Genomic DNA, 17,934 nt, shown 5'->3' with positions numbered 1-17,934 from the left:
AAACTACTTGTGGATGACTTTACCGAAAGCGTCGAGCGCGCTTTCATGCATCATTTCGCTAAGCGTTGGGTGTGGGAATACAGTTTCCATCAAATCTGAACCCGTTGCATTGAGCTTTTGCCCAACGACGTATCCTTGTATAAGTTCGGTCACTTCGGCCCCGACCATATGCGCGCCAAGCAGTCGTTCGGTCTTGGCATCAAAGATGGTTTTGATCATCCCCTGCGCGTCGCCCAAGGCAATGGCTTTGCCGTTGCCCTGGTAAGGAAACCGCCCGACTTTTATTTCAAAACCGGCTTCGATTGCTTGCGCTTCAGTCATGCCAACGCTCGCGATCTGAGGGTGGCAATACGTGCAACCTGCAATACTCTCCGGCTTGACAGGGTGACCTTCAAGTCCAGCGATGAGTTCCGCGACCATGACGCCCTCGTGACTTGCCTTGTGGGCAAGCCAAGGAGCCCCTGCGACATCTCCGATAGCATAGAGTCCAGGTATATTGGTGCGGCAATACTCGTCTGTGACGACGTGATTTCGGTCGATCTCAATACCCATCTCTTCGAGGCCAAGGTTCTCAACGTTGCCGGTGATACCTACAGCTGAAATCACGGTGTCAAACTCCTGAACCGTAACCTCGCCGTCCTTTTCGATATGAGCAACAACTCGGTCGCTGAGACGTTCAAGCTGCGTAACTTTCGAGCCCTCGAAGAATTTCATACCCTGTTTGCTGAAGCTCTTCTTAGCATAGGTCGATATCTCGGCGTCTTCGACAGGCAATATGCGATCCATTACTTCCACAACGGTCGTTTCTGCTCCGATCGCGTTGTAAAAACTTGCAAATTCGATACCGATCGCACCGGAACCGATGACCAGCAACTTTTTCGGTTCGTGCGGCGGCTGCAAAGCATGTTTGTAGGACCACACGCGGTTCCCATCAGCTTCAAGTCCAGGAAGATCTCTCGCGCGGGCACCGGTTGCCAGAACAATATTGTCCGCACGCAATTTCTGCTCTTCCTCGTTGGATTTCACAACAACTTCGCCATTCCCTGCCAAGCGTGCTTCACCCATAATGGATGTGACTTTGTTCTTCTTGAACAAATAGCCAACGCCGTTTGAAAGCTGTTTGGCAACTCTCCGCGATCGCGCGACAATTGCTTCGAGGTCGTGTTCCGGATCTTCAATCTTCAGCCCAAAGTCTTTTGCATTCTGAGCCAAGTGTAGCACTTCGCTTGAGCGTAGAAGTGCCTTTGTGGGAATGCAGCCCCAGTTAAGACAAATGCCACCGAGGTGTTCACGCTCGATACAAACGACATCCAACCCCAGTTGGGCTGCACGGATTGCGGCAACATAACCACCTGGCCCTGCTCCGATTACGATCATATCGAATTTGGTTTCAGTCATTTTGGATCTCCGTGGTGAGCGGCCTAAACCAGGCCAAAAGCATCTGCTGTTTCGGTAAAGCGAGTGAACGTAGCCGACGTGGCAAACACCGCGATGAACAGAGCAACACCTCTGCGCCACGTGTCATGCACCATTGGAAATTGGCGATCTGCCAGCAGGATGATCGGTAAGATCATGGCATAGATCGCGAATTGGCAAGCTTCCAACCCGAAGGCGAATGCTAACAGTTCGAGGAAATCAAACTGACCTGCGAACATCGCCTGAGACGCAGAAGCGGCAAACCCGTAGCCATGGATCAGTCCAATTACGAACAGCGCCAACCAACTCAGCGGATGCCTGATCTGAAAGCAAATAAATGCGCCAGCGACAACGATCGAAAGCGCAATGCTAAATTCCACCAACGGTATGAACCAGATCGTTGCGGGCGCGATTCCATAGAGGCCGGCAGCAAGAGTGGTCATATGTCCGATAGTGAAGGCCGACGCCAGCCCCAGAGCTTGGCGCCAGCTTTGTGCAGCGATGGCGATCAGGATAATTATCGCCAGGTGATCAAGCCCAAAGTAAATGTGTTCTGCGCCGATTAAGGCTGCATCGCGCATAACGATCCATTTGTTTGAGGCCGCCGGATACGAAACATCCAGCACACCAATCACCGCTTGTGTCTCGACAGAGTCGCTGCGATGCAGCTTCACGACAGTTCCAAACCTGTCCATCACCTGAAAATTGTTACCAAGGTCTGATGCGAGACGAAGATCTCGGTTGAGAGATGCAGACGGCATCGAAAGCGCGACGTCTACAGTAAGATCGAAATACGGCAACGCTGTCGGATCAAATCGGGCGACCTTTTCAAATGATGCTTTCGCAGATTTGACGGTGCCAAATGAGGGTCTCTCGGTATCGGCCCAGAACCGAAATTGCTCAACCTTCGTAGTCGATTTACGACCATCAATCCAAACGGACACCGATTGGTTCAATAGGTTACGGAGCTCTGAACCGGTGTTTTCAACCGCTTGCTCATCCAAAAATATGTCAGCGCCTTTTCTGACACTAAACGGCGGCAAACGTGTGTCGTTCTGCCCTTGCCAGTCATCCGGAAGTAGAGCCAACGGCGCGGGCATACGAATTAGAACAATAGACTGGTCCCCACCCTTTTCAGCAATATGGATAATTCGAGGATCGGAATAACTGAAATGGGCATCCGCGCCCTGCGGTAAACCATACAGCATCAGCAAAGCCATCACCGTGTGGATTGCCCAAGTTGCGAAACAGCTTCGCGCTGTACGTACGGAGTTGTCCATGGCTGATCACCCTCAGAATAGGACTCCGACACGTCAAGCAACGGAGCCCTTGGATTGTCGTTTAGAAAATCAATCGCGCGGATCCCAGAAGCGCTGAGCTGTCTGGTCCTTGTGGAAGGCTATGTCGTCGGGGAAGCTGACGAGTTCCATTTGTGCTCCCCAAGGCGACATGAAGTACACCCATTGTTCGCCTTCCAACGGAATACCGGGAAGGTCGTGGGGCTCCGCCAATACACGCACGCCGTTGTCACGCAGGTACTGAACGGCAGCCTGCATGTCGTCGACATAGAACGCCAAGTGATAGCCGCCGATGTCGCTGTTCTTTGGCGGGTTGGGGTTCTGATCCGGCGAGGTGTATTTGAATACTTCATAGGCTGGGCCATTGCCGCAGCGTACCATGGTAATGACATCAATGACCGCGCGCGGATTGACGTTCAGGTTTTCGGTCATCCAGTCATCTTCAAACGGACCGAATGGACCGAAGGAAAAAAAGGACTCGCATCCCAGGACGTCGACAAGGAATTCAACGGCTTCATCCACGTCGGGTACGGTGATCCCGATGTGCTGAGTTCCGCGCATGCCTGGTAGTTCGGCAAGTGCGACTGCCGGTAGGCCAAGTGCCAGTGTTGTGGTGCACGCGAGATTGCTAAGTTTTTTGAACATTTTCTCCTCCTTCGGATTGATGCTGTTTTGGGGCAAGCGAACCCCGTTTTCACGCAGGCCGAGCGCCTCCAATGCAGCCAGGCCGAAAAGCCTGACCGCACCGGGGAGAGGCGCTTGTGGCGTCAGATGTTTTGAGCGTTCATCTCTTGCGCGATGTACTCTGCCTGGCGGATGACCAGTGCGACGATGGTCAATGTGGGGTTGGCCGCGCCGGATGAGGTGAATACGCTGCCGTCCGAAATGAACAGGTTCGGAACATCGTGGGCCTGACCCCATTTGTTCACGACACCCTTGTCAGGGTCCTCATGCATCCGGGCCGTGCCCATGTTGTGGCTTGCCGGGTATTTGGCCAAATGGTGTGTCACCTTCGCGCCAACGGCATCATGGATTTTATCCATCACTCCATAAGCATGCTTCAGCATACGTTCATCGTTGTTATGTGGCGTGCGGTTTACGATTGGCACTGGAAGACCATGCTGGTCTTTTTCACTGTCATGCAGCGTGATGCGGTTCTGCTCTTGCGCCAGATCTTCACCCACAATGTACACGCCGGACAGATAGTCATATTTCTCCAAGGCTTCAGCCAAATCCTTGCCCCAGGCTCCGTTCCCGCGTTTCAGAAAGAGCGACATAACCGGAAGACCAAGAGTCAGTTTCTCGAGGTGATACCCTCCTGTGAAACCACGATCGGGATTGTTGGGGACTTCGTCAGCAACGATACCAGCCACCTGGGTCCCGCGGTGGATGTGTACACGTTCCGGCATCTCGCTGTAGACGCCACCATTAACGTGAACCATGTAGTTTTTTCCTACCTGGCCGGAAGAGTTAGCCAAGCCGTCCGGGAACATCGATGATGCCGAGTTCAAAAGCAGGCGCGGGGTCTCAATCGAGTTGCCAGCGACCGCGACGATACGGGCCTTTTGAACATGGTGGTTGCCGTCTTTATCGGCATAAATCACACCTGTGGCTTTTCCGGCTTCGTCGTGCTCGATCTTCAACACCATACAATTGGTGCGAACTTCACATTTGCCCGTTTCCTCGGCGGCCGGAATTTCAGTGATGTTTGTCGACCATTTAGCACCGATCTTGCAGCCCTGCATACAGAACCCAATTTGTTGACAAGCGGGTCGGCCTCCATAGTCTTCTGAATTGATCGCCATCGGTCCGGACTGGATTTTCGTATAGCCAACACGGCGTGCACCTTCGGCAAGAACACGGAAGTCGTTGCTCCAAGGCAGATGCGGCATGCCCGTAGCCTTACCTGTCACGCCCATCTTGACTTCGGCGCGATCGTAGTACGGCTCCAGCTCTTCCAATGTGATCGGCCAGTCTTCTACATTGGCGTTCTGAATATCGCCGTTCACGGTGCGCATTTTGAACTCGTGCTCATAAAAGCGCAGCGAAACACCCGCCCAATGAACCGTCGAGCCGCCAAGACCCTTGACCAGCCAGTTCGGCAATGTCGGGTGGTTCTGAGCCCCGTGCCAGCCCCCGGCCGAATATCGCTTGTCGAAATCGGTCAGCTTGAGAAACATGCCCCATTCATCGTTTTCGATGTCGTCAAACTCGAAAACGCCGCCGGCCTCCAGAACAACCGAAGAGATACCTTTTTGAGCAAGTTCATTGGCCAGCGTTCCGCCGCCAGCCCCCGAACCAACGATGACGACAACGCTGTCGTCGTCCAAGTCAAATTGGTTAGCCATTTTGCTTCCTCCCGCTTTCTTTATCTGCCAACAGCCTTCAAACGCTCCTCGAGCGTCGGGCCCGGCGGAATCCAAGTCGCATCGCTGAATCCACGGTCGATGTAGCCGCCTTCTTCCCAAGAGGAGCCCTCATAGCCGAATTGCGGCCAAGCTTTTGGATTGATGTAGATGCCGCTCCAGGTGGCCCATCGGAGTTTCTGAAAAAAATCGCTGTCCTGAACGATGCGCAGAAGTGCTTCCCGTTTTACGTAGGCATCCACATCTGCATAGGGAGTGCCATGGAGCTCGACAGATCGCGCATTGAGATCCTGCAACCCATCAGACAGAAGTTTCGCGGTTTCCTCCGAAGTATCCGCCTCGGTCAGGACACCCGTCAAAACGTCCTGATAGATGCTCAGCGGCAGAAAATCCGGGTGAGGGAAGATATCTTGAACGATCTGCAGCATTGTGATTGCCTGATCCTCGTTCAACGTTGCTGCAAAGACGTTGCCCGCGGCCCCGACAATCGCTGTTGCACTTGTCCCAGCCAAGATTGATTTGACCAGAAAGCTTCGGCGACTTAGCCGATCTTTTTGCGCTTTTAGCGGTTTGGGATTCTTGGTTTCGAAATCCATATTCTCCTCCTTTTTGGATTTTGAGCCCGTTCTTTCGGACCTGCTAAACGGCCTGATGACGTCTGGGTGAGGGCCCATCGAGGCGATCCTGCGTGGATCAGAAGCGGTGAAACCCGCCCTTCTGAGAGACGTAGAGGGGCGCGATCCCCTCCAGGATGCCGCGGATGTATGGCGTCGCATTCTCCGAAACGATGGCTTCGCACCCGTCGATCAATTCGAAGAACCGACCTGCGTAGTTTTCGGCAAACCCTCTCACATGCAGATCGCCATTCTCAGCGTCCGCATATCGTTCAATAACGTGCCAGGTGGCGCCGTCGTCCGTGCGATACCATTCATAAACCAGCGTGCCCGGTTCGTTTTGAGTTCTCGTGACGAGCTCAGTCATGAGGTCTTCGAACTTGCTGCCGTTTTCTGAGGGCACACCAACTTTCAGGTGAATGTGGATCGTTTCGTTAGACATGGTTTCCTCCCTTTACTTAAAAGCCGCTCTCCTCTTGCGGCTCATGTCTTTGTTCATGCCGCGACAGAGTTCTGTGCTTCGAAGTGAATGGATCGCAGAGCTGAAACTGAAGCTGCGTGTAGGTCTTGAACGAGGGTGCCAGGAGCCCGCATAGCTTTGTCGGTGGCAAGCTCCAAACTCGTGTGAGCGTCACAAGAGACTGCGCCCAATCCGAGATCGGCATTAAAGGCGTCAACCGCCCGAGTACCGGGTCCAACTGAGCCCTCGGTCAGGATCAGGGCATGGGCCAAAACCCGGGTTTTAGTTTCGCCAAGTGGTTTCCAGCGCTGCGCCGTACCCACGACCTTTTTCCCCTGAATGGAGAGATTCCAGTCGCCGTCGCAGAAACTGGTGGGCGTTGGACCTGTGGCCAGCCTAACTCCTGTGGAACCCAGCCCGTTGCGGATGATGCCAGTAATAAGCCTATAGCCATCATTGATCGTGAAACCGCGCGGCGCGGTGAAAGCGATTGCCAAATTGACAACCCCCGACCCTTGCGGAACAGCGCCGCCCCCGGTTGGCCGAGTAAAGACCGGCCAACCGCGCTTCAGCGAATGCGATGAAGCATCCTTGAAACCGTGGTATTTACGATACGAAGCCGGACAGACCAGTGCATCGTTTTCGCTGGCCCAGAGGCCCACGGCAGATTCCCGTGCGGAAAAAAGCTTGGCTTCAAAAGCCAAACCCTCGGCCGGGCTTGAAAACCACCGTAGAAGGCCGGTCACTTGCCCATTCCTTCAATTTCTTCACATATCGAAGTCAGAAGGTCGCCCGCCGGGGCCCCGTCGAGGGCACGATGGTCAAAAGTTAATGACAGGCCCACATGCGGACGCAGCTCGATGCCGCCATCTTCGCTTCGAACCGCCCTGTCAGTAAGGCGCCCGATACCCAGAATGCAGATTTGCGGGGCATTGATGATTGGTGTGAAGTGCTCGACCCTGGTCAATCCAAGATTACTGACAGTGAACGTGCCGCCAGTCATTTCTGTAACGCTGAGCTTGTTGGTCTTTGCCCGAGCGGCAAGGTCTTGTCGCGCCGCCCTAAGTTCAGAAACATCCATCTCACCCGCGCCAAAGATCGCTGGTGCGACCAACAAGTTGCCCGGCAAGGCAATGGCAACCGACAGATCAATCCCGCTGGAAAGCTTGACGTCTTTTCCTTCCACTCGGCCATTGGCGTCCGGGTTCTTTTTCAAAGCGCGGATGACCGCTGACATCAAAAGATCCTCAACCGAAGCCTTGGTTCCTGCTTCGGCCAACCGGGCCTTTTCCGCCAAAAGAGCGGTCGCGTCGGCGCTGCCCTGATGCGTCAGCTGAGCGGCTGTCTGCAGGCTTTTCACCATCGCGTCCGCGATCATCCCGCGCACACCCTTGAGCGGGACATTCCTCACTCCGCCGCTCATTCTATCGATCCGATCACGGCGCCTTTGGCGACGACAGCATCGGCCTCTTCTTTGATGCTTACGGTACCGGATGCCGGGGCAAGGATTTCATACTGAACCTTAGCCGTCATAATTTCGGCAATCAGGGCACCTTCTTCGACGGTAGACCCATCATCAACCAGCCAGCTTGTGATGACGGTTTCCTCGTCCTCTTCCCATAGATCCGAAGGGATAACGATATCAGTTGCCATTTAGGCACTCCTTCCTTGTTCGGGGCGGCAAATTGCTGCCCCGTGCTTGATGTTTTCACTGGTGTGTGGCTCAGGCGGCTTTCATGTCGTTCCAGGCTGCGACGATCTTGTCCGGGTTCGGCAAGCAGTGTTGCTCCATGACGCGAGAGAACGGGATCGGAACATCCGGGAAAGCAATCCTTTTGGGTGCGGCTTTCAGCACCGAGATGTTATGCTCTGTAACCGTCGCGATGATTTCACCCGAGACGCCGTAGCTCATGTAATCTTCGTCAACGACGATCAGTCGGCCGGTTTTGGCCACTGAGGCTCGGATCGTTTCGCGGTCCAGCGGCACGAGGCTGACGAGGTCCACAACTTCGGCGCTGACGCCCTGTGCTTCCAGCGTGGCAGCGGCCTTAAGCGCATTGTGAACGCCCATGCCAAGGCTGACAATTGTGACATCTGAACCTTCGCGCACCACTTTGGCCTTGCCGATTTCCACAGTGTAGCTTTCCTCGGGTACATGAACGGTTGCACCGGCTTCGGTGCCCAACCACCCCATGCCTTGAAGGCTCTTGTGGTACATGTAGACCACGGGGCTATCGTCGCGCATTGCTGCCGTCATCAGCCCCTTAGCATCGTAGGCGTTGGAAGGGGCCACGACTTTCATACCCGGTAAGTGGGCAAAAGTGCCGTAGACACATTGCGAGTGCTGTCCAGCGTCCGAGTAACCACCGCCGGTCGAAGTCATCAGCACCATCGGTACTTTGAAATTACCACCCGAGAAGTAGATGTTCTTGGCCATTAGATTGTAGATCGCATCGAAGCAAACGCCGAAAAAGTCCACGAACATCAGTTCGACAACCGGCCGCATCCCGTCCTGGGCTGCGCCAACTGCGGCGCCAATAAAGGCTGTTTCCGAGATCGGAGTGTCGCGAACCCGTTCGGCACCAAACTCGTCCAAGAGGCCGCGAGTATTGCCGTAAACTCCGCCCAGTGCACCGATATCTTCACCCATCACGAATACGGAAGGGTCAATCTGCATTTCCTGCTGCATCGCCTCGGCCATAGCTCGGGCGATGGTCAGCTTTCTTTCGTTTGGTTTGTTCATTTTTTTCCTCCCTCAAGCTCAGGCAAAGACTGCTTTCAGCGCATCTTCAGGTGCTGGTTCTTCGCTCTCCCGGGCGAATTTGATTGCAGCCTCGACGCGTGCCGCGCTTTCGGCTTCGATTGCGTCGAGTTCAGCTTCGCTGGCTGTGCCATCGGCGAGCATTTTGGTCCGCATTTTCGGAATAGGATCCTTTTCGAAAAGCGCGTCCTTTTCGCCTTCTGGCCGATACCCTTCGGCATCCCCCATGAAGTGTCCCGCCAGGCGATATGTCTCGATTTCCAAAAGGGTCGGACCTTCGCCAGCGCGTGCGCGCGTTATGGCTTCTCCGGCTGCGTCATAGATCGCGTAAGGATCATTACCGTCGATGCGTTTTCCGGGAATGCCGTAAGCCGCAGCGCGATCTGCGTTGTTCGTAACCGCTGTTGAGGCTTCTTTGGAAACGGAGATGCCCCATGCATTGTCCTCGATCACGCAGACAAAGGGCAGGTTCCAAACGGCGGCCAAGTTCATGGCTTCATGCCATCCGCCCTGGTTGACTGCGCCTTCGCCAACAAACGCAACCGCAACTCCGGGTTTGTTTTGCATTTTTCGGGAAAGAGCCGCACCTACAGCTGGCCCCATGCCTTGCGCGATGATCCCCGAGCAAGCAAAGTTTACGTCGGCATCAAAGATGTGCATGTGGCCGCCGCGCCCACCGGACAGGCCCGTCTTTTTCCCGAAGATTTCTGCTGCCATTTTGTCGAGGTCGACACCCTTGGCGATCGCTTGATGGTGGGGGCGATGCGTCGCTGTAACGACGTCATGAGGATTGAGGTGCGCACATACGCCGACGGCGACCGGTTCCTGACCGTCACTGAGATGCATTTCCCCAGGAATCGGCCCGTTAGCCATATTAAAAACGGGCGTTTTACCCTCGAAATAGATACCGGCAATGGTCTCTTCGAACCGGCGGCTCGTGACCATATTGCGATACATCCAATGCTGTTCTTCACGAGTTGGCGTCATGTGCTCCTCCCAAGCATGCGATCGTGATGTCGCTCATGTTTCTTTGGGAAAGCTGGCAAGAAGCGCTGAATGCGGCAAGGAACCCGTTAGCCCTAAATCTCGCCAATTGCTTAACTGTCTCATCGCGAGACAGTTTGAGACAGTTTGAGACAAAGACCCTCAAGCAATCGCGACCACCGCATGTGGTTGCTTACTAAAACCGATATTGGAGCTTCATCCAGATTATTCTCAGAATCGGAAAACTGAACTCCGATTTGGGCCAATTTATCCCAATGGGTGTTCAATCTACTTATGAGCCATCAAACATCCATCCGGAGATGCCCAATGAAAGCAATGACCCTTGTTGAATACGGCGAGAATGCAAAGTTCGAACTCGCCGAGATTGAGACGCCGACTGCTAAACCTGGCCACGTTGTCGTGCGCATTGCAGCCACCAGCGTGAACACAGTGGATACTATGATCCGCGCGATGGGCAAGGATCTCCCTCTCTCGCCCGAATTACCCGCTGTTCTGGGTATGGACTTTGCCGGAACTGTAGAGGCTGTCGGGGGCGACGTGAGAAGCTTCGAGGTTGGCGACGAGGTTTACGGATGTGCTGGCGGCCTACTGGAGCTGCAGGGTGCACTGGCTGAATACATGGTCGTTGATGCGCGTCTTATTGCACACAAACCCAAGTCACTTTCGATGCGAGAAGCTGCTGCGATCCCGCTGGTTGGCATTACTGCCTTTGAGGGGCTGACACGCGCAGGTGCTCAAGCCGGTCAGAAGGTTCTAGTGCAAGGTGGTGCCGGTGGGGTCGGTCACTTGGCCGTGCAACTTGCCAGGCATATTGGTGCAGACGTCTTCGCAACCGGGACCGGTGCGTCGCAACTTGAAGTGATCGAAAGCTACGGTGCGACGGCAATCGATTTCATGAAAGAGAAGGTCGCAGACTATGTCGCGGAACACACTGCCGGTGCAGGTTTCGAAACCATCTTTGACTCGGTTGGCGGGCCAAACATGACTAACTCCTTCGAGGCAGCAGCGCTGAACGGCAGCATCGCCTCAACCGTTGCTCTGGTCGAACTGGACCTTGCTCCAGCACATTTCAAAGGTCTTTCACTGCACATCATCTTCATGCTGATCCCGATGATCCACAACTACAAGCGCGAGGAACATGGCGCGGTCCTGGCCAAGTTGGCCGAAATCGTAGACGCAGGCGCATTGAAGCCACTGCTTGATGACCAGCGCTTCGGGTTTGAACAGGTCGGTGATGCCTATGATCGCCTGACCAGTGGTCAAGCCATCGGCAAGGTCGTTGTCGAACTCTGAATCACTGTACCAAAACTAACCTGTCGGGCAGCGCGCATTCCATATGCGTCGCTGCCCGCTTTTCTTTCCACTAACCCAGCTTGAGAACTCAAGGAACTAAATTGCGATGCATGCGGCGACCCGACAAAATTCTGACGCTCGGCTCAACGAACTGGATCCTGCACCGAGGAAATATGCTTCTGGTGTTAGTCTGCTAAGGCGCAGCCAGTTCGACCTGAATCTCAATCAACAATGCACCCCGAAAGACGTCAGGGATTGGCTGTTGAACACAGCAATTCTGACTAAGGACACCATCGACCTCACAAAGGAGTTTGCGGAACGGTTGGCGCAGGCTGGGTTGGGGGTTCGTCGCCTAAGCCTCAATGTTGGAACACTGCATCCGCAAGCCTTTGGGTATGCGTGGAACTGGAGCACAACCGACGGGTTATGCGATGAGATTCAAATTGGCGAGGAAGCCCTTCATTCTGATGGCTACAGAAAAAACCCTCTTTTCAACGTGATGGAGTACGGCCGAACGGTTCGGGTGGCTCTTGAAAACGATGAAGGCGAAGCGGCAAGCCCCCTCATGAAAAATCTTGGTAAGGAGGGCTTCTCGGAATATGTGGCGCTTCCGATGTCTGCGAGTTGCGGCAGATTTAACGCAATCACACTGGCCACGCGACAGCGAGGCGGGTTCGAAAGGAAACAACTGGAAAGCTTGACCCTCCTGATCAAGCTGTTCGGTTTGCATGTAGATCGACACGTCGCAGAGCGGATTACGAAGAACATTTCCCATACCTATCTTGGATGGGAAGCAGGCGAGCGCGTTGCAAGCGGGACGATCAAGCGGGGAACGGGCGTTCCGATCAGGGCGGTTGTATGGAGCTCTGACATGCGAGGTTTTTCTACGCTCTCGGAAAACATGGATACCCAAACCGTCGCGACGGTGCTCGATCACTACTTCTCAGCAATGGCAGACGCAGTGAATCAGCATGGTGGCGACGTCCTGAAATTCATCGGTGACGGTATGCTCGCAGTGTTTCCAATTGCTTCATTTGAAACGCCTCACAGCGCTGCTCAGGCCGCTATTCAAGCCGCGCGGCAAGCACTATCCGAGTTGGATTTGCTTAACGAGCGCATGCGCAATGAAGCGAGTTGGTTTCCTCTACACGCCGGCATTGGCCTACACTTGGGCAAGGTTTTCTTTGGAAACATCGGAGCGGCGCAGCGCTTGGACTTCACCGTCATTGGCGAGGCTGTAAATGTGGCGAGCCGCATCGAGGGGTGTTGTAAAAAACTGAAACGGAACCTGCTGTTCTCCTCAGAGATCGCTTGCCTTCTTGATGATGAAGTCGAGTCTCTGGGCACTCAATGCCTCAAAGGAATGAACAAACCCGAGCAACTGTATTCATTGCGTTCAATGGTTTGAAGCTGGGTTAGGGTCGTATTTTCAAGTTGTATATATAAAAAAACTAAAAACTGAAATCTATTTGCGCGCATTTATAAATTATTTCAATCCAATAAATTGCGCTTCGGGTGAGGTGCTTCTCAAGAACCGCTTCGCCTGGAGGAAACGCCAACCTCCAAAACCGTTCTTGTCCGAACGGTTCGAAACAGCAAATGAGGAACCAAAATGAAGTATGAGAACTTCACCACGTTCAATGTGAAGGTTGAGAACGCAATCGCCACCGTCACGTTTGATTTCGGATCCGTCAACGTTCAGGGTCAGAAAATGCTGGCTGACTTGAACAGTCTCGCTATGCGGCTGGAGAGGGACCGCAGCATAAAAGTTGTGGTGTTTGAATCTGCCAATCCGGAAATCTGGGTTTGCCACTACGACACTGAACTTCTGAAAGACATGTCGACCGAGGCTGTGTCGCGCGATGAAGCCCAGTTGCTGGACTTGCAAGCCGTCTGTGAAAGGATCAGCCGTGTACCGCAGGCAACGATCGCGAAACTGGAAGGCTTCGCCCGTGGCGGCGGCCACGAACTGGCCTTGGCGCTGGATATGCGATTTGCAGCACGCGGTAAGTTCAAGTTTATGCAGATGGAAGTGGGCATGGGCATCCTGCCTTGCGGCGGTGGTGCATCACGCATGGCCCGTCAAACCGGTCTGGGTCGCGCACTGGAAATCATCCTCAGCGCGCAGGACTATGATGCGGATGACGCGGAACGGTTCGGCACCATCAACAAGGCGCTGGAACCCGACGAGATCGGACCATTTGTCGACGCGCTGGCCAAACGAATCGCACAGTTCCCAGCAGAGTCGATCAATGCCTGCAAACAAATGGTCTACGAGTCCATCGACAAGCCGATTGATGAAGCTCTGAAAGCCGAAGCCTATTGGCTGTATCAGGCAACCAGCAAAACCCCTGCGGTCAAACGCTTTGCAATCGCGGATGAGCAGGGACTGGAACATGACATCGAAAACCAGCGCAACTGGGGCGAACTGGTGATGAAGGTTCAGGACATCAACTGATGTCTGTCACCCAGAACAAGGAAACCGTTCAAAGTTTTTTTGAGCGGTTTTCCGAAACCGATGTGGAGGGCGCACTGGCCTTGCTGGACGCAGACGTCGTTTGGCAAGCGATGGGCCTCAAAAGCAACCCACCTGTGGATACACGGATGGATCGAGAAGGAATAGCAGAGCTTATCAAAAAGATGCGTGAAAGAATGCCCGATGGCCTTCAGCTTACGCCAACAGGCTGGACTGTCGAGGGTGATCGGGTCGCGATGGAAATGGAATCCTATGGAACCAAAGTGAACGGGACTGTCTACAACAACTTCTACCATTTTTTGGTGATGTTGAAGGACGGCAAGATCACTGCAATCCGCGAATACATGGACACACTGCATCTCAAACAAGTTCTAATCGACGACGTCTGACTGAGCAGTGCATCTGCTGGGTACTCTTGAAATACAGACGTCGATAGGCCGCGGACCCGGTGCCCACAGTTTTGTACAATTTCACTTGCCGCTGCGGCGCCGAGGGCGGCGCAGCTCCCCCAAACGGAGACTAATGAAATCATGTCGGTCACTTCACTGGAACGCTCTCGTACAATTGAGCGCCCTACGCGAGAAGAGATGCTGCAACGCGCACCTTCTGTTCAACAATTCTGGACCAAGAACCGGGACTTGTTCAAAGACGCCTGGACTGATTGGGAAAATGCAGAGGGACGAAAGCACGCGCTTGACCCGTCCCTTTTTGATCCACAATTGCGATCAGCTGTCGAGCAAGCATGGGATGACCCAACCAAAGAGGCAACGGTTCGGGACCTGTGGAAAGAAGTTTTTCCCGGTGTTTACGCGACACAGTTCTTCGACCCGCAACGTCTTGCCGTTCTCAGGGACTACCTTGACGAGGTATCCAGGGCGGATATTCCGCTGCGCCCTCCGTATGGGATCGTGCTGAACCGGGGCGGCGCGCTGCTTGATCCGCGCTCGGAAGGGTATCTTGCGGCCCCGAGTTTTCAGGCGTTTTACCAAGGGCTAATGGACAGCTATATGAGGCCGATTTCTCGCCTGCTGTTCCCCGACGTTGTCGGCTATGACACGCAGACCTTTGGTTTCTCCATTCGCTGGCAAGAAAACAAAGATACCTCGCTGCGTCCGCATACCGATGCGTCCTCGGTAACACTCAACATCAATCTGAACCTGCCGGGCGAGGATTTTTCAGGGTCGGCTGTCAGCTTTTTCGACAATCAAACGCGTCAAGTTAACAAGCTTACATTTGAGCCGGGCACTGCATTGATACACCATGGCAGTGTTCCCCATGCTTCCGAACCGATCACGAGCGGTGAGCGCTACAACTTTGTGCTCTGGCTCTACGGTGAAAACGGTCGAATTCCACCTCAAGGAGCGGAGAACAAGGAAATAGACGCGCGTCAGCGATGGACTGTGCCAGCGGCCTCATCCGACACTTTTGCACCGTTTTAACGGAGCAGTTGAGTCACCTTCATCGATACAGAAAAGCACTTCGTCCGTCTGCACATCGTTGCCAAGTTACAAAACTGTGCCTGGTTTCGGCGCGGCTGACGAGCCGCGACAACCAGACTTATCTCCGTTTCACCTGCCGAAACCGCAACCGAAAAAGGGGCCGATATGTCCAGAGTGATCGTGTATTTTGCCCATCCTGGGCAGCGCCATAGCCGGGCAAATACGGTCATGGCAAAAACGGCAAAGGCCGTCGAGGGTATAACCTTCGTCGATCTGTACGCTGAATACCCCCGCCACGACATAGACGTCGAGAAGGAGCAACATCGCCTGCTGAATCACGATGTGATCCTGTTTCAGTTCCCATTGTATTGGTACTCAACGCCGAGCCTTCTGAAAGAGTGGCAGGATCTCGTCCTGCAACACGGGTTTGCGTATGGTCACGGCGGCGACAAGCTGACAGGCAAGTTGATGGTGCTTGCGATTACCACAGGCGGTTCTGATGAAGCCTATACCGCTGTGGGATATCAAAACTATCCTCTTCGCTCATTTCTGTACCCCCTCGAGCAAACCGCCCGGCTGTGCGGGATGACTTTTGTGCCGCCTTATGTGCTGTATTCCGCTCTGCAAGCGGATGAGGAAGGTGCCATCGCAAAACACACAAGCGGTTACACGAAACTGTTGAACGCGCTTCAGGACGAGACCTTTGATTTCGCAAGGGCTGAGCAGCAAGACACCATGACATTTTCCGATCTGCCCATCCGAGAGAAGGCCTGACCCATGAACGATTTTTTGTTCCTAGCGTTCGTCTTTCTGACAGCTGGTGTTGTCGCAGTCCCCGTTGCTACACGTTTGGGTCTGGGGTCAGTCTTGGGTTATCTGATCGCTGGCATTGCGATCAGCCCTTTGCTGGCTGCACTCGGCGTGGATGTAATCTCGATCCAGCATTTCGCTGAATTCGGTGTCGTGATGATGCTGTTCCTTGTCGGGTTGGAGCTTGAGCCAAAAATGCTCTGGGCCATGCGATCCAAGCTGATTGGTTTAGGCGGACTTCAGGTTGCTACGACAACCGGTCTTGTGATGGTCGTCGCGCTGTTCTTTGGGCAGCCTTGGACGGTTTCTCTTGCTATCGGCATGGTCCTCGCTTTGTCGTCGACGGCGATTGTCTTGCAAACCCTGAACGAAAAAGGGTTGATGAAAACGGAAGGAGGCCAGTCAAGCTTCTCCGTCCTACTTTTTCAGGACATCGCGGTCATTCCGATGTTGGCATTTATCCCTCTTCTGGCATTGCCGGAACTCACGGATGTTTCACACGGTGTCGTCTCCACCACAGGTCACGGGGCTGAAGTGGCACATACTGGAGACGCGCACGCATCCGATGGGCACGGGGACGGTGATCACGCAAGCCTCAGCCTCGTGGACGGTCTGGCCGGTTGGCAAGTTGCATCCATAACCATCGGAGCAGTGGTCGCCATCGTTCTCGGTGGCACATTCCTGACCCGTCCGATCTTTCGCTTCATCGCGATGGCTGGCCTGCGTGAGCTTTTTGTGGCAACCGCTCTTCTCTTCGTTATCGGAATTGCGCTTTTGATGATCGTCGTCGGCTTGTCCCCAGCGCTTGGGACCTTCTTAGCCGGTGTGGTTCTTGCGAACAGCGAATACAGACACGAGTTGGAATCGAACATCGACCCATTCCGAGGGCTGCTTCTGGGGTTGTTCTTTATCACCGTCGGCGCGGGAATTGATTTCGCGCTGCTTGGTGAAAACTTTGTGATCATCTTGGCATTGACGCTTGGCGTGATCCTTTTGAAAGCCGGGGTTCTGTTTGCTCTGGCTCACACCTTCCGGATCAAAGGAACCGACAAGTGGCTCTTTGGATTGGGGCTTGCTCAAGCTGGAGAATTCGGGTTCGTTTTGCTGTCCTTCACCGTCGCAAGCCACGTCATCCCGAAATCAATCGCAGATCAACTGCTGTTGGTTGTCGCGCTGTCCATGCTGCTTACTCCGGCTTTGTTCATCATCTACGACAAACTCATCCTACCCCGTTCAGCCCAGGAACAGGAACGAGAAGCAGACGCAATTGATGAGGACGGAGAGGTGATCATTGTCGGTCACGGGCGTTTTGGTGGTGTTGTCAATCGAATGCTGCGAGCGGCGGGGTATACCACAACCGTTCTCGACTACAGCGCGTCACATCTCGAACTGCTCCGTTCGTTTGGCTTCAAAGTGTTTTTCGGTGATGCCACTAGGCCTGACTTGTTGCATGCGGCCGGAATATCTAAAGCACGGTTGCTGGTGGTCGCGATTGACGAAAAAGAGCAGATCAATTCTCTGGTCCTCCACGTACGCCATAACTATCCGAATGTAATAATCATCGCGCGGGCGATAGACCGTGAGCATGTCTACGACCTCTATGCGGCCGGCGTTCATGAAATCATCCGCGAAACCTTCGATTCTTCTGTGCGATCAGGGCGATCAGCGTTTGAATTGATGGGGATGCATCCCTTTGACGCTGAACTTTTGGCTCGTAAGTTTTCGGAGGATGACCGGCACATTCTTCAGGAAATGGCTGAAGTCTATGACCCAAATATCCCGTTGCACGAAAACGCCGTTTACATCGAGAAATCACGGGTCCTGATGGAGGAACGCGACGCACAGATTTTCGGCAAAGGCCGAGCCTATGGAGATCGTACGGATTCCGGTTGGTTGCCGCCGTCTGGTAAGGACGTCGAGGCAATTAGGGCCAAAAACGTGAGAAAAGACAAGGCTCCGCATCAATAGAGTATGTTTCAGAATGGAAACCGGCGGG

At 54.0% G+C, this 17,934-nt stretch carries 18 protein-coding genes; 7 read left to right on the top strand and 11 right to left on the bottom strand.

Annotation, left to right across the window (positions count from 1 at the left end):
* Positions 1 to 3 precede the first annotated feature (3 nt).
* From lpdA to GOX88_RS12605, 11 genes are all read right to left on the bottom strand, one after another.
* Entirely contained in the window at positions 4 to 1,398 is a 1,395-nt protein-coding gene (gene lpdA / locus GOX88_RS12655; RefSeq protein WP_170402132.1) for a dihydrolipoyl dehydrogenase, read from the bottom strand.
* Positions 1,399 to 1,421: 23 nt separating this feature from the next.
* Complete coding sequence (locus GOX88_RS12650; protein ID WP_170402127.1) at positions 1,422 to 2,696, bottom strand: HupE/UreJ family protein; 1,275 nt, start codon at positions 2,694 to 2,696, stop codon at positions 1,422 to 1,424.
* A 69-nt stretch (positions 2,697 to 2,765) separates the two neighbouring features.
* A complete protein-coding gene (locus GOX88_RS12645) occupies positions 2,766 to 3,359 on the bottom strand; it encodes a VOC family protein (protein ID WP_170402125.1) in 594 nt (197 codons plus the stop codon).
* Positions 3,360 to 3,481: 122 nt separating this feature from the next.
* Positions 3,482 to 5,062 carry a GMC family oxidoreductase gene (locus tag GOX88_RS12640; protein WP_170402122.1) on the bottom strand — a complete coding sequence of 527 codons (1,581 nt, stop codon included), beginning with the start codon at positions 5,060 to 5,062 and terminating at the stop codon, positions 3,482 to 3,484.
* Between the two features lie 20 nt (positions 5,063 to 5,082).
* The gene (locus tag GOX88_RS12635) at positions 5,083 to 5,676 is read right to left on the bottom strand and encodes a gluconate 2-dehydrogenase subunit 3 family protein (RefSeq protein WP_170402119.1); all 594 of its coding nucleotides are present in this window, start codon (positions 5,674 to 5,676) and stop codon (positions 5,083 to 5,085) included.
* 97 nt (positions 5,677 to 5,773) lie between these two features.
* Entirely contained in the window at positions 5,774 to 6,136 is a 363-nt protein-coding gene (locus GOX88_RS12630) for a putative quinol monooxygenase (RefSeq protein WP_170402116.1), read from the bottom strand.
* A 53-nt stretch (positions 6,137 to 6,189) separates the two neighbouring features.
* Entirely contained in the window at positions 6,190 to 6,900 is a 711-nt protein-coding gene (locus GOX88_RS12625) for a lipoyl protein ligase domain-containing protein (protein ID WP_170402113.1), read from the bottom strand.
* Complete coding sequence (locus GOX88_RS12620) at positions 6,897 to 7,577, bottom strand: 2-oxo acid dehydrogenase subunit E2 (RefSeq protein ID WP_170402110.1); 681 nt, start codon at positions 7,575 to 7,577, stop codon at positions 6,897 to 6,899. Before GOX88_RS12620 ends, GOX88_RS12625 begins: the two co-directional genes overlap by 4 nt.
* On the bottom strand, positions 7,574 to 7,807 hold the full coding sequence (locus GOX88_RS12615; RefSeq protein ID WP_170402107.1) for a biotin/lipoyl-containing protein: 234 nt from the start codon (positions 7,805 to 7,807) through the stop codon (positions 7,574 to 7,576). Before GOX88_RS12615 ends, GOX88_RS12620 begins: the two co-directional genes overlap by 4 nt.
* 70 nt (positions 7,808 to 7,877) lie before the next feature.
* Positions 7,878 to 8,897 carry an alpha-ketoacid dehydrogenase subunit beta gene (locus GOX88_RS12610; RefSeq protein ID WP_170402105.1) on the bottom strand — a complete coding sequence of 340 codons (1,020 nt, stop codon included), beginning with the start codon at positions 8,895 to 8,897 and terminating at the stop codon, positions 7,878 to 7,880.
* Positions 8,898 to 8,915: 18 nt separating this feature from the next.
* The gene (locus tag GOX88_RS12605) at positions 8,916 to 9,902 is read right to left on the bottom strand and encodes a thiamine pyrophosphate-dependent dehydrogenase E1 component subunit alpha (RefSeq protein WP_170402102.1); all 987 of its coding nucleotides are present in this window, start codon (positions 9,900 to 9,902) and stop codon (positions 8,916 to 8,918) included.
* 324 nt (positions 9,903 to 10,226) lie between these two features.
* Between GOX88_RS12605 and GOX88_RS12600 the strand changes: the two genes are divergently transcribed.
* The 7 genes from GOX88_RS12600 (at position 10,227) to GOX88_RS12570 (ending at position 17,906) form a co-directional block, all read left to right on the top strand.
* Positions 10,227 to 11,213, top strand: coding sequence for a zinc-dependent alcohol dehydrogenase family protein (locus GOX88_RS12600; protein WP_170402099.1), 987 nt, complete (start codon positions 10,227 to 10,229; stop codon positions 11,211 to 11,213).
* 106 nt (positions 11,214 to 11,319) lie between these two features.
* Positions 11,320 to 12,621 carry an adenylate/guanylate cyclase domain-containing protein gene (locus GOX88_RS12595; protein WP_170402096.1) on the top strand — a complete coding sequence of 434 codons (1,302 nt, stop codon included), beginning with the start codon at positions 11,320 to 11,322 and terminating at the stop codon, positions 12,619 to 12,621.
* A gap of 204 nt (positions 12,622 to 12,825) precedes the next feature.
* Positions 12,826 to 13,671, top strand: a complete 846-nt coding sequence (locus tag GOX88_RS12590) for an enoyl-CoA hydratase/isomerase family protein (RefSeq protein ID WP_170402093.1) — start codon at positions 12,826 to 12,828, stop codon at positions 13,669 to 13,671.
* On the top strand, positions 13,671 to 14,078 hold the full coding sequence (locus GOX88_RS12585) for a nuclear transport factor 2 family protein (RefSeq protein WP_170402090.1): 408 nt from the start codon (positions 13,671 to 13,673) through the stop codon (positions 14,076 to 14,078). The genes GOX88_RS12590 and GOX88_RS12585 overlap by 1 nt, the downstream gene beginning before the upstream one ends.
* A 141-nt stretch (positions 14,079 to 14,219) precedes the next feature.
* Positions 14,220 to 15,128 (top strand): 2OG-Fe(II) oxygenase family protein, encoded by a 909-nt coding sequence (locus tag GOX88_RS12580; RefSeq protein WP_170402088.1) that lies wholly within the window; start codon positions 14,220 to 14,222, stop codon positions 15,126 to 15,128.
* Between the two features lie 165 nt (positions 15,129 to 15,293).
* Positions 15,294 to 15,902 carry an NAD(P)H-dependent oxidoreductase gene (locus GOX88_RS12575; RefSeq protein WP_170402083.1) on the top strand — a complete coding sequence of 203 codons (609 nt, stop codon included), beginning with the start codon at positions 15,294 to 15,296 and terminating at the stop codon, positions 15,900 to 15,902.
* Positions 15,903 to 15,905: 3 nt separating this feature from the next.
* On the top strand, positions 15,906 to 17,906 hold the full coding sequence (locus GOX88_RS12570; RefSeq protein ID WP_170402080.1) for a cation:proton antiporter domain-containing protein: 2,001 nt from the start codon (positions 15,906 to 15,908) through the stop codon (positions 17,904 to 17,906).
* The last annotated feature ends 28 nt before the right edge of the window (positions 17,907 to 17,934 follow it).

Origin of the sequence: Ruegeria arenilitoris, assembly GCF_013030985.1 — a bacterium.
Lineage (GTDB): Bacteria > Pseudomonadota > Alphaproteobacteria > Rhodobacterales > Rhodobacteraceae > Ruegeria > Ruegeria arenilitoris_B.
Note: the sequence above shows the minus strand (reverse complement) of the source record. Positions and strands in the feature narration are given on the sequence as shown.

What these genes read in the sequence shown, in the direction of transcription:
- lpdA (WP_170402132.1), bottom strand. Translation starts at nt 1,398, where the DNA reads ATGACTGAAACCAAATTCGATATGATCGTAATCGGAGCAGGGCCAGGT.
- GOX88_RS12650 (WP_170402127.1), bottom strand. Translation starts at nt 2,696, where the DNA reads ATGGACAACTCCGTACGTACAGCGCGAAGCTGTTTCGCAACTTGGGCA.
- GOX88_RS12645 (WP_170402125.1), bottom strand. Translation starts at nt 3,359, where the DNA reads ATGTTCAAAAAACTTAGCAATCTCGCGTGCACCACAACACTGGCACTT.
- GOX88_RS12640 (WP_170402122.1), bottom strand. Translation starts at nt 5,062, where the DNA reads ATGGCTAACCAATTTGACTTGGACGACGACAGCGTTGTCGTCATCGTT.
- GOX88_RS12635 (WP_170402119.1), bottom strand. Translation starts at nt 5,676, where the DNA reads ATGGATTTCGAAACCAAGAATCCCAAACCGCTAAAAGCGCAAAAAGAT.
- GOX88_RS12630 (WP_170402116.1), bottom strand. Translation starts at nt 6,136, where the DNA reads ATGTCTAACGAAACGATCCACATTCACCTGAAAGTTGGTGTGCCCTCA.
- GOX88_RS12620 (WP_170402110.1), bottom strand. Translation starts at nt 7,577, where the DNA reads ATGAGCGGCGGAGTGAGGAATGTCCCGCTCAAGGGTGTGCGCGGGATG.
- GOX88_RS12615 (WP_170402107.1), bottom strand. Translation starts at nt 7,807, where the DNA reads ATGGCAACTGATATCGTTATCCCTTCGGATCTATGGGAAGAGGACGAG.
- GOX88_RS12610 (WP_170402105.1), bottom strand. Translation starts at nt 8,897, where the DNA reads ATGAACAAACCAAACGAAAGAAAGCTGACCATCGCCCGAGCTATGGCC.
- GOX88_RS12605 (WP_170402102.1), bottom strand. Translation starts at nt 9,902, where the DNA reads ATGACGCCAACTCGTGAAGAACAGCATTGGATGTATCGCAATATGGTC.
- GOX88_RS12600 (WP_170402099.1), top strand. Translation starts at nt 10,227, where the DNA reads ATGAAAGCAATGACCCTTGTTGAATACGGCGAGAATGCAAAGTTCGAA.
- GOX88_RS12595 (WP_170402096.1), top strand. Translation starts at nt 11,320, where the DNA reads ATGCATGCGGCGACCCGACAAAATTCTGACGCTCGGCTCAACGAACTG.
- GOX88_RS12590 (WP_170402093.1), top strand. Translation starts at nt 12,826, where the DNA reads ATGAAGTATGAGAACTTCACCACGTTCAATGTGAAGGTTGAGAACGCA.
- GOX88_RS12585 (WP_170402090.1), top strand. Translation starts at nt 13,671, where the DNA reads ATGTCTGTCACCCAGAACAAGGAAACCGTTCAAAGTTTTTTTGAGCGG.
- GOX88_RS12580 (WP_170402088.1), top strand. Translation starts at nt 14,220, where the DNA reads ATGTCGGTCACTTCACTGGAACGCTCTCGTACAATTGAGCGCCCTACG.
- GOX88_RS12575 (WP_170402083.1), top strand. Translation starts at nt 15,294, where the DNA reads ATGTCCAGAGTGATCGTGTATTTTGCCCATCCTGGGCAGCGCCATAGC.
- GOX88_RS12570 (WP_170402080.1), top strand. Translation starts at nt 15,906, where the DNA reads ATGAACGATTTTTTGTTCCTAGCGTTCGTCTTTCTGACAGCTGGTGTT.